The 10,610-nt window shown below is 49.8% G+C and carries 9 protein-coding genes; 2 read left to right on the top strand and 7 right to left on the bottom strand.

Annotated features, from left to right (window positions below; all coding sequences use genetic code 11):
* Positions 1 to 53: 53 nt before the first annotated feature.
* The 4 genes from IBX50_RS06030 to IBX50_RS06045 all read right to left on the bottom strand — a co-directional run bounded on the left by IBX50_RS06030 (position 54) and on the right by IBX50_RS06045 (position 5,159).
* Positions 54 to 1,595, bottom strand: a complete 1,542-nt coding sequence (locus IBX50_RS06030) for a hypothetical protein (RefSeq protein ID WP_292254229.1) — start codon at positions 1,593 to 1,595, stop codon at positions 54 to 56.
* 89 nt (positions 1,596 to 1,684) lie between these two features.
* Positions 1,685 to 3,367 (bottom strand): hypothetical protein, encoded by a 1,683-nt coding sequence (locus IBX50_RS06035; RefSeq protein ID WP_292254230.1) that lies wholly within the window; start codon positions 3,365 to 3,367, stop codon positions 1,685 to 1,687.
* Positions 3,364 to 4,290: a hypothetical protein gene (locus IBX50_RS06040; RefSeq protein ID WP_292254231.1), complete on the bottom strand. Its 927-nt coding sequence runs from the start codon at positions 4,288 to 4,290 to the stop codon at positions 3,364 to 3,366. Before IBX50_RS06040 ends, IBX50_RS06035 begins: the two co-directional genes overlap by 4 nt.
* Before the next feature lie 134 nt (positions 4,291 to 4,424).
* Positions 4,425 to 5,159 carry a hypothetical protein gene (locus IBX50_RS06045; RefSeq protein WP_292254232.1) on the bottom strand — a complete coding sequence of 245 codons (735 nt, stop codon included), beginning with the start codon at positions 5,157 to 5,159 and terminating at the stop codon, positions 4,425 to 4,427.
* Between the two features lie 221 nt (positions 5,160 to 5,380).
* On the opposite strand from IBX50_RS06045, the gene IBX50_RS06050 reads away from it, so the two are divergent.
* A complete protein-coding gene (locus IBX50_RS06050; RefSeq protein ID WP_292254233.1) occupies positions 5,381 to 5,989 on the top strand; it encodes a hypothetical protein in 609 nt (202 codons plus the stop codon).
* A 27-nt stretch (positions 5,990 to 6,016) separates the two neighbouring features.
* Positions 6,017 to 6,349 (top strand): hypothetical protein, encoded by a 333-nt coding sequence (locus IBX50_RS06055; protein WP_292254234.1) that lies wholly within the window; start codon positions 6,017 to 6,019, stop codon positions 6,347 to 6,349.
* Between the two features lie 670 nt (positions 6,350 to 7,019).
* On the opposite strand, the gene IBX50_RS06060 is transcribed toward IBX50_RS06055, so the two are convergent.
* From IBX50_RS06060 to IBX50_RS06070, 3 genes are all read right to left on the bottom strand, one after another.
* Entirely contained in the window at positions 7,020 to 7,475 is a 456-nt protein-coding gene (locus IBX50_RS06060; RefSeq protein WP_292254235.1) for a hypothetical protein, read from the bottom strand.
* Between the two features lie 79 nt (positions 7,476 to 7,554).
* Positions 7,555 to 9,822 (bottom strand): DNA topoisomerase 3, encoded by a 2,268-nt coding sequence (locus IBX50_RS06065; protein ID WP_292254236.1) that lies wholly within the window; start codon positions 9,820 to 9,822, stop codon positions 7,555 to 7,557.
* An 18-nt stretch (positions 9,823 to 9,840) separates the two neighbouring features.
* Entirely contained in the window at positions 9,841 to 10,389 is a 549-nt protein-coding gene (locus tag IBX50_RS06070) for a lytic transglycosylase domain-containing protein (protein WP_292254238.1), read from the bottom strand.
* Positions 10,390 to 10,610 lie beyond the last annotated feature (221 nt).

The raw sequence follows: 10,610 nt of genomic DNA on the forward strand, positions 1-10,610 counted from the left end.
GTGAGTATCTTCCGAATGCAGGCTGCCAGGTTCGGGCTGATCGACTATTCCCCTTAGGGTTGCCAGTTGTCTGGATCAAAATCCAGATAGGGGGCTACGTCACCCTGTAGATCCAGGGTCATGTAAATACCCAAGAGTTGTTCACGGCGCAGCTGTGATTCCAGCAAGTGTTGACGTAGCGAATGCTGCTCTAGCTCAGCCCGAACACGCATCAAATGAAGATCCGCTATAGCGGTATCATCAATGCGATCCACACTAGCCTCAAGGCTTTTCCTTTCCATAGTCACCAGGTAGGGTCTTGCCATCACCATGCGCGTCAGGCCATCCCTGAGAACATTATTCATTATTACCGCATTCCACCCTTTTACCTGCAGCTCTTCGGGAGCATCAGGATGCAGATTAACAACCTGGGGCAGATCCAGTGTCCTGCCAAGCAAGATGTTCGCAATCCGAACAGCTTCATGAGGTTGTCCCATGCCATTCATCAGGAATTCCCCGGTTTTTAAATGAGGATTATCCCTTAAAAATATCAGGTCATGGCGCAGCACAGTGAGCAGCGGGTAACCATGCCTCAATAGGTCAATATCTTGCTCAGATGAATTGCCTGCAAAAAAGCCAGCCATCTGATCCATATTAGGATCGTAATACAGCTCCTCAATACTTGATTCTGTTAAGCGCTGCAGCTTGGATTGTTGACGGGAAGCCTGCTGGATATACCAAAGATCGTTAATATTGACCAGTCCACGCAGGTGCTGACGAGCCATTATCAAGATTTCTCGGTCGATGGCTGCATCCACTTGCTCATAGCGCTGGCCGTTGATGATTTGCTGGTGTGCATAGCTTGTAGAGTGGTAAGTGTCCTCCACCTCTCTTAATGCAGCATCGTCACCTGCCTGAGCTCTGCTTAGGAGGCTCAGTAGTTGTTGTTCTGTTTTGCCTGCTAAAAATATCCTGTACTCAAGCGCCTTGTTTTCGGCGATGCTTTTTGTTTGCTCAAGGGTGTAAGTCTTTTGCAAGGATTCGTTTAATTCCGCATCCCGCTCATAAACAGTGGGAGCATCGAGTGTCATTTTTATCACCACTTGATCACCCGGTACCCAGCCGAACCCAGGCTCCTGATGAAGTCCCTTAGGAAAATCAAAAACAAGCTCATTGACCTGGGTTGCTTCATTGCCGGTAAGCCATAGTGGATTAGCCCCCATGGCACCCACGCCGACAGCACCATCTCCGTAGGCTGCTTCTAGAGAACCAAGCCAATCCAGGGCTCGACCGCCCTCACGCATCAGCTGTTCCGGTGCTGTCAACAGATCAAGAGGGCCGCCACCAGCGCTACCGGAAACCCCGCCAGAAAGGATTGGGTGATTAAAGTCCGGTGTCACTGTTTCAACCGTCATCCATGAGCTCGGTATCTGATTGCCGATCACGGCCAGATCAGCCATTGTTTCCTCAAAGCCGGGCTCTCCAGGGCAAGGAATGCGGATATTGATGTTGATCTGATATAAAAGATTAATATCCTTCAAGGCATCAAGCCACGCTTTGAGCTCGAGCCACATGTCACGATAATCAAACATGACAACAAAAGGATCAATTGTCATGCATACCGCTTCTGCCCGCTGGACAGTGCCGACCGGTTGCAACAGCATTAACGCAGCGGCAAAGGCGATCAGCTTCTTTCTGAGTGAGATCACATCTGCCCCCGCTTTGTAATAATCAAAAGGCTTAATAAAACCTCCTGTCGCAAGCTTGATTCCAAAAGTTTGCGCTCAATATCCAAAATCACCCGCTGCGCCAAAAGCTCCTGCTTCATGTTTCCCGTTCTATTTGAATCACCCACTGATTCAGTCATCGCGGTTAGGGTGGCTCGTGCGCTTTCAGACCACTCCATTTCTTGAGCCAGCATCCGCACAGCAACGCCACCTAGATACTCTTTCATTGAAAACCTGGACTGCTCGAACATACGGTGAATTGTGATCTCGAAAGCAGAAGCTATTTCAGTGTTGCTCTCTGGTAGCCATGGAAAGGCTTCTGGCTGATCATGACCAGGGCTAAATCTGTCAGCATAATCAGGGGCATCTTCTGGCTGAACATAAGGCACCAGCTTCTCCACCTCAATATCGAGGCGATCCAATACTTTTCTTGCTTCACGCAACTCCCTGGCCGCCCTCTGGGTATCGGTAACATGATCATAGAGCTCCGCTGGAGGCAGGGTGCCAATAAAGTTCCTTCGATGCTCAAGTGCAACCTTTGTTCTTGATGTAAGGGCTCTATGTTCCACCCTGACAACATTAGGTATCGGTTCCAAGGTTAGCTTATCTGCCTCCTCCCACAACCTGTCAGATATTTTACCGTAAGCTTCTTCAAGCTTGTCGTTAATCGGAAGGTGAGTAAAAAGATCATAACAAAAGCAGTAGACTGGTGTATAAACACACATCGGATAGTAAAGTGTTGCAACGCTTGCCATCACCTGACCGAACAAATCATCAATCATATCCTGGATCATTTGAGCCGCTGCATTTATTGCGTTGTTTAAAATACTGGATATATCTGCAAGCTCTATCTCCATGCTGAGCATATAATCCTCAAGGTCAGCCAATCTTCGGTCAATAGGCTGCCTCGGAAAACATTCATCGCTATAGCCGCAAAACTGAGCTTCAAGTTCGCATATATAGCGCCTCCGCAATTCCTGCATCGCAACATCTGTCGGGTAAAACATTTTATTGATCGGATTCGAGATCAACGACTCCATGTCTTTATAGATCTGTTCTGTTAGATCGATGGATCGCTTGCTGAAATCGCGTTCTAAGCGCTTCCCCAGCGAAGCTGCCGCCCTCGCCTCAACAGGCTGAGCCCTCCCTCCAAGAGATTCTGCGGTACTTGATATGAACTCTCGCGGCATCAAGGTTTCGAATGCACCAGATCTCAAGGAGCTGTAAGTATCCTCTGCATTCATTCGGACTTCTTGCAAGATCGTGCAGACTTCTGCTTTAAGCCTCGCCTCTAGCGATGCGATCAGTGCGGCAAGCCAGGCTTTGTAATCAAAAATCTGCAACCAAAACAACATCCTTGGATCAGCAAGACTGATCTCCAAATAAAAGTCCGGTATTCGCGGGACCGTAATATCTATTTGAAGGTCTGGAATCACGGGAATCTGGAAGGATGGCATGCAAATTTCCACTGAGGCAGATGCCCCTACCCCCATATTGACCGATGAATTGCCGATCTGCTGCTGATGGCTTACGGATGCCCCTGCACCAACACCGACTGAACCGCCGCCCACTGTGGTTGTCTGAGCGCCTGCCTGGGCAGGCACTACAATCAGAACAGCAGCGACACACGCCCAGGCAAATGACAGTAGAACCGATCTCATCGACCAAACTCCGCCTGCATCAACGCATCAACATTGTGAAGATGGTGCTCTTTTGCATGAATGGCAAGCAAAGCACCAAGAATGCGCTCCTGACGCAGACTGGACTCCAGTAATGCCAGAGAGGTATAACCGTTCAACTCGGATTGAGCCAATGCCTGTAGCGATAAGAGTGTTGCCGGGTTGGTACTGTCGTTCTCCGCTGCCTTGGAGATAGTCATGGCTTTATCAGCCTGACCACGCAGCATTCCAGCATGTAATGGATATTGCTTTATTGAGTCTTGAGCCAAAAGCTGCTGTTGGATATACGAAATCCTGGATAATTCGTATTCAATGCCTGCCGCTGTATTCAGCTGATTATTGGGGACTGGCTCGGTATAGGTTTCCATGGCAAGCAGTCGAGCATGATTGCGAATTGTTTCAAGATCTTCTTCGGTCAGCTCACCGCTGAGTGGCGGATGTGGCGGCGGCAGGATTTTCTCTATTTGCGCGCCGATCATCTGTCCATTTGGATCGACAATAATGCTTAGCATAGAGCGATTGTGGAGACCGACATTACTTCTTGCGCCCGTACCTGGATCAATGACGCCGGTCACGAGCCGAACAGCAATGCCTTCATTGTAATATAGTTCCTCGTTGCGTAAATGATGAAAGCCAAAGCGGATCTGAATCCAATCGCTCAACCCATATTTATCCAAAAAGGCAGATATGTTGTTATTCCATTGCTCAACCATGCTTGCGTACTCTTGTATCACCTTGATGGTTGTACCTAGTTGAGCAGCCTGGGTTGGGATCAGAGTGGTCGCTGAAGCATTCGCATGATTGACAGATAGCGCGGGGGAAAGAACAGCGACAGAGAGGGCGGCAGCTAGAATACCGGTACGAACCTGATGAACCTTTGTCTTGAGAGTGCTAAGTTTTAACATAAAAGGCGCCTATGACCGATAAAGCGTTAAGGTTTACCTCCTACTCTAGCGAAAAGCTCTCGACTTGCGGTTTCACTGAATGCAGTCGAAAAAAAACCTCCACTTGGGAGGCTTCTCTTCTTTTTCGGCCTGCTTTACCATTTCCAGCCGCGCCACTCCGCTCCAGGCAGCTCAATTTCTGGTGGATTGACACTGGTGGCTAACGGATCATCAATGCGCAATTGCAAGAGCTCTCGGTCAAAAATCCTGCATATTGGCACCTCCCCCACCCCGGGAATATCCATGACCCAAATCACCATCTTGACCTGAGTCTGATGCATAAGAGCCAGATGGCGAGCCACCTCTTCATGTAGCTCCGGGTGTCTGTGTAAATGCAGGTAAGGCGAGGCTACACTCCAGCGCTCACGCAGCTCATTCAAAAGCTCCCGTGGAAATTTACCGGCCCCCAGGTAGGCAACCCCTGAATGCAAAGGGGACTTCCAGGCATGAAACGGCAAGTCCTCAGCACTAGACTGCATCTGTATGGTCATTGATCCCGATAACCGGATCGTATTAATCTCGTCATGGTGCGCACTACGAGCCATGTTACTCAGGACTTTCCCATGAGTCTGCGCAAGCACCAGGTACAAGCCTTCAGGCAGATCAAGCCCAGGAGGTACAGTCTGCTGACCTGACAGATGAAGCTTGTTGGTCTTCGCATCATAGTTAAGCTCTGATGCCTCTCTCCAGAAGATGTAGCCAGCAAGCGCAGGCATGTACATGCGCTCAAATTTATTTTTTTCGAGCATCTCTTGATGATCAAAAGTCAAGGTGGGTGATCCCTTGATTTTTTGAGTATTTTTTCGCAGCTCTAAATCGACAGGGCTCATACAGTAGCTCCCAATTTTAATATAAGGACAGCCCGACCAACCTTCGGGCGTAGTCGTAAGACAATGCGCTTCAGCCAAAATTAGCTGCGCGTATCTTACAGGTTATCCTAAAGCTGGACATTTTAGGGTAATCTGTATACAATATTAGTCGAATACACGGTTTTACTCAACACCCCTGATACTGTAATTAATTACAGTGTCGCAATATCGGAGTAGTCATTATGTCTTTTAGCCCCAAGCCAAACGCAGTATCAGCATCATCCCAGTCCGACGCCCCGAACGCCATTGACTTTCCTGGAGAGGTCATTCCATCCAGCGAAAGTATTCGCAGCACACACATCGAGTCACTGAAAAATCTATCCAATTTGACTATCGGCATCCTGCTGGGTGCTCTCGGCCTGTCCACACAGCGCGGCTGGTACGAAGTGGTCAACAAAGATGAACCCATGCAACCGGCAGACAAAATTATAGTGGCCAGTCTTGTTCGCTGGTATTTAAGGCATCCTGAATACTTACCTAAACTGCATGTGGATTATCCTGCATTATTTGAAAGGATTAATCGCCTGCTTCCTGAGAAGTCTCAAGCCAAAGAGTCCTACGAAATTGTTTTTCATCGTAAATATGAAACAATTATGAGTTATGCCAAGGTTGGCCAGCAGCCTGATCAAGATGTCAATCAAATGTGCCTGATGATGCAATCCATGAGTGATGATCATCTGGTAGAGTTTTGGAATATGGCGCTCGAAAGCAATCCATCGCAGATCAGCGATGCTGATCAGTGGCGATTTGATGCAGGCAAGCGCCCTCTCCATAAGCGTCGAAGCACCTAAACCTAATCTAAAGGCGGTTCCAGACAGATGGCCATCTCAGGAAATACCCGTGGTAAAGATGACTCCATTGAGCGTCGCCATTACACGCTTGAGGAGTTGCTCGAAAACTTTGAAATGGACGGCCATCAAAACCCAACGAAATTCATTTTCTTTGATTCATGGATTGCAATTCCGCTGGTGGCCGGTATCTATACGCTCAGCAGCACCCTGTTGCTGGTCACTTTGTTTTTGGTGCTGCTGAGTATTCGCATCAAGATCCGACACAAGGGAACTCAGGGTATTCTTGGGTGGTATGTAAAAATGAAGCGCATTTGGTTTACTGGTACAAAAAAAATGCCGCGGCATCATGCCAGCTGCTGAATGCTGAATGCTGAACAACAAAAAACCGCTCCAAGAGCGGTTTTTTGTTGTAGATCAATGATTTCAGTTATTCGCTCACCTTGCCTGCATTTGTTGCTGTCGAAAGCGATCAAACGCTGGATTTTCGCCTGGAGCTGGAGCCCTGGCAGACTGAGTGTTGCCGGCTGCAGCGTGGCGTTGCGCTGCGTTCATGCGCTGCCTTGACTCCATGTTTTGCTGCCTTGATTCCTGCGGACTTAATGTACGATACTGCGACTCAGGTTGCACACTTCCCATCCGTGTCTCGACAGGCAGGGGGCGCGGTGCAGCGCGAGTTGTTTGCGGAATAGTGCCCACCCTAACCTCCGCACCCATGCCAATCATGCTCCGACTGTTAGCAAAACCCGCGTAAACCCTCGCCCAATCGGGCGGGGATATAAGCGGATGACTGCGTAGCAGTCATGGGTTGCAGGTAGTAACTAACAGCTGGTATTCTATACAGCATCATCAAGAGTCTCGAATAGTGACTGACGAAAACCAAGCGGTACTGTCGAGACAAAAAAACAAAGCAAAATGCTTGAAGTTAAGGCCGCAGGGCTGTCGGTCTCTGCCAATGGAGGCAAGCGTTAATCTGGTCACGCACCAGTTGCTGCCTGAGAAGTTGGAAGCCTCGCCCGTGGCGCTTGAGCGCTTAGGGCGGGGAGCAGTCACAGTCTGGTGTGCTATGTGAGCGCTGACGCGTGACCTGGGACTGACGCGCAATAGGTGCTTGATGTGCAGGTCTTGTCTGACTGTAGGTCTGACGCTGCTGCACTGCAGGCGGGGTTCGGGTTGTTTGAAACTGGTTAAATTCTGCTCCCTGTTTGCGCCTGTACTGATCAAAATCAGACCCCGTATTCTGGTTGCTCACGGTTTGATCACGCTGAACAACCGGTGCTGGCGCAGAAACTGTTCTGGAGCTAGAGGCATTAATCGCACGATTATTAACAGGTGCTAGCTGTGTTTGGGCATCCAAACGATCAAACGCATTCGCAGAGGAACTGCGCTGATGCGCTGCCGAGGTTTGCGCCATAACGGAACTTGAAGCCAGCGCCAATGCCAGGCTTAAGCCTATGGTTGATAAAACAAAACCGGTCTTTTTTTTCATGGGGAACTCCAATCGGGTTTTCTTACTGGTTTTTACAGACTAGCCATACCCTTGACACTTGGAATTCCCCAATACTTTGCTACTTTTTGGCTTCCGAAAAACAAGCCCCAGGCTTGCCATTTTCATCGCTATAAAGACGATTGCACTCACGATTGCTGCAGCCAAAAAAGAAGCTACCCTTTTTCTTTTTGGATTCGATGCGCCGTAATGGTGACTCGCACTTCTCGCAGGTGGGCGCATCTTTAAGATCGGCAGCTTTTTGCTGAGCCTTGGCTTTGTTGTGTGCCTCAGCAAGCGTACCCTTGAAGCACGAGCCAGGACTGCCATTCTCATCACCGTAGAGTGAGTCACAGCCTGCACAGATCCAGAAATAGCCACTCTTACCTTTGCGTCGATCCATGGGGCTGTTGCAGTTTTCACAGGGCTTTTTATTGGCTGCCGCTTTCTTGACGATCTCCAGCCCTGCGATATGACTCAACAGATTTTCGCGTTGCTCCATCTGGCGGCGAATAAAATCCAATGTTTTGGCCTCAAAAGCCTCCACGGTCAGATTGCCATCCTCAACCGCTCGTGCAGAGAGTTCAAAAATACCAGCCATATCCGGACTGCTCACTTCAGCAGGCAAGATGGAGTAATACTGTTCGCCCAGAGCGGTTGTCCAGATCTCTTTCTTTTTGCGCTCAAAGTATTTGCGCTTAAAAAGCTTGTCGACAATATCGCCGCGAGTGGCCTCTGTGCCAATGCCACCAGCATCCTTCATGGCCTTTTTAAGGTCGTCCCGAGTTAGGTAGGGATGGATGTTGTTCATCGCCTTGTTGAGTGTGTCATCCGTAAAGGGCTTTGGTGGTTTGGTGATTTTGTCCTGAATCAGAACATCCACAACCTGAACTTGATCGCCAATCTTCATGGCAGGAAGATTGCTCTGACTCTCCTTGTCGGACTCCCCCTCATCTTCTTCGGACTCACCGCCACGGCCATATACGATCTCCCATGACAGCTTGTCGACCGGCACCCGTCCGGTGACGGTAAAACGCTCACCCTGATCATCAGGGCTGCGCACCTCTACCTGGGTTTCATCAAACTCAGCTTCAGGATAGAACTGTGCCAGATAGCGCTTGCAGATGGATTCGTACAGTCCTCTTGCCTCCCTTGATAAGCCTGCAATCACACCCGAGGCAGCCTTGCCGGTAGGGATGATCCCATAGTGACCTTTGACCTTTTTGGTGTTCCAGGCATGACTTTTGATGGATGGATTCGCCTTGCTGGCAATTTCGGCAAGTCCCGGTACATTTTTGGCAACCACATCCAAAATCAAGGGTGCATCCTGATGCTGGTCTTCCGGCAGGTGCGCCACATCAGAGCGGGGGTAGGTGGTCAGTTCGTGCTGGTCATACAACTGCTGGGCAATCTCCAGGGTTTCCTGCATGGTTAATCCAAATCGCCGGTTACCCTCCCCCTGCAGCTCAGATAGTGTGTAAGGCAAGGGCTGGCGCTTTTTCTTGCGACTGCTGTCAAATCGGGCAATGACACCGGGCTGCCCCTTCAGGCGCTGCTGGAGACTCTCGGCAGTAGATCGCTTGATTAGGCGACCCTCAGTGTCGAAATCCGTTGTTGTGTCATCCAGGGGCTTCCAGCCTGCTGTAAAGGGCTTGCCATTAAAGTCAAAGCAGCCTCGCACATCAAAATAGTCGTGAGGCTTGAAGTTTTTGATCTCCAGGCAGCGTCTGGCAACCAGTCCAAGAACCGCAGTCTGGACGCGCCCATAGGAGAGCACCTGATCGAGACCTGCTTGCTTGCCCGTAACGGTGTAAAAACGAGTCAGGTTCATCCCAAGCAGCCAGTCACCCCGCTGGCGCGCCAGGGCGCGATCATGCATGCCGCGGAATTTTTTATCACTATTGGATTCAAGCTTCTCAAATGACTTTTGAATGGCGCGACTGGTCAAGTCAGCGCAAAGCACGCGCTTGACCGGCAGCTTGATGCTCATGTGCTGAATCACCTCATCCACCAGAAGCTGCCCCTCGTTGTCCGGGTCACCGGCATGGATGATAGCGCTCACCTTGGGAGCCAGCATCTTGATGGCTTTGATTTTCTGAGCACCCCGACTTTCCTTGTTAGCTTTCAGCTTCCAGGGATTGGGTGCAATGGGAAGATCCGCCACATTCCACTTTTTGTAACGATCATCGTACTCATCCGGCTCCAGCGTTTCCAGGATATGCCCCTGAAGCGGCACAACATAAAAGTTGCCGGATGTGTAGTACCCAACCTCCCGGTCAAAAACGGCCTTGCCAAGTGCTTTGGCTATTGCCTTGGCCATTTTTGGTTTTTCCGCAATCACAAGCTCCATAAGGTTTCTCCCGTAAAGTCATTGACTACAGCCGGCCACAACGTGGCGCGCCTGCTCAGCAAGACGTGTTTGGTATATCCGTTTCAAGTGAGGGGTACCGCTGTGGTAGCGCCCAACGGCTTCAAAAGCATCACCGCCAAAGCGATCCAAGTGCCGGCGCAAGATCCAGCCAGACAGCATCAAGTTGTTGCATACATCGTGGTAGGCCTCTCTAGGCAGAGAGATGCCGATGCGCCTGAGCTCTTCGCTCCAGACTTCGTAGTTGACCTGCATCAGCGAAAGATCGGTTGTCCCATCCGTGTTGTGATTGGTAACGCTAGGATCGAGATCCAAGCCTGACTCAGCACGCTTTATGGATACGAGTATTGAAGGTGATATTGAGAAAACTCTGGATGCATGATCCAGGCACTGGCGAAACTCAAGCCTTTGTTCAGGTGTGCCCCTCAAGGGTTTATGAAGGCAATCATGCGAAGGCAGCTGAAAAAGCGCGCCCGGCAAACTGCCGGCTGCTGATGCCGGGACAAAGAATGCCAGCGCGAGAAAAAACAATGTGAATTTGAGGGTCAAACCACGCTCTCCAAAATAGGGCAACCTGTTTTGGAATATCCTATCAGCCGCACCCATGGGTGCGGCATCAAAGGAAGATCCGCAGCAAGCAAATATGGTTTGGATTTACCCCTCAAAAAAGTCCTCCCCTATATACAGAATAGGGGAGGAAAGATCTGTAATCCTCAGGATTCGTAATTCTAAGGATTCGTAATTTACGAAATTCGTAATCCTAAGGTTTT

The organism is Marinospirillum sp., from assembly GCF_014859565.1.

Coding starts and splice junctions, on each gene's coding strand:
- IBX50_RS06030 (WP_292254229.1), bottom strand. CDS start 1,595: ATGACAATTGATCCTTTTGTTGTCATGTTTGATTATCGTGACATGTGG.
- IBX50_RS06035 (WP_292254230.1), bottom strand. CDS start 3,367: ATGAGATCGGTTCTACTGTCATTTGCCTGGGCGTGTGTCGCTGCTGTT.
- IBX50_RS06040 (WP_292254231.1), bottom strand. CDS start 4,290: ATGTTAAAACTTAGCACTCTCAAGACAAAGGTTCATCAGGTTCGTACC.
- IBX50_RS06045 (WP_292254232.1), bottom strand. CDS start 5,159: ATGAGCCCTGTCGATTTAGAGCTGCGAAAAAATACTCAAAAAATCAAG.
- IBX50_RS06050 (WP_292254233.1), top strand. CDS start 5,381: ATGTCTTTTAGCCCCAAGCCAAACGCAGTATCAGCATCATCCCAGTCC.
- IBX50_RS06055 (WP_292254234.1), top strand. CDS start 6,017: ATGGCCATCTCAGGAAATACCCGTGGTAAAGATGACTCCATTGAGCGT.
- IBX50_RS06060 (WP_292254235.1), bottom strand. CDS start 7,475: ATGAAAAAAAAGACCGGTTTTGTTTTATCAACCATAGGCTTAAGCCTG.
- IBX50_RS06065 (WP_292254236.1), bottom strand. CDS start 9,822: ATGGAGCTTGTGATTGCGGAAAAACCAAAAATGGCCAAGGCAATAGCC.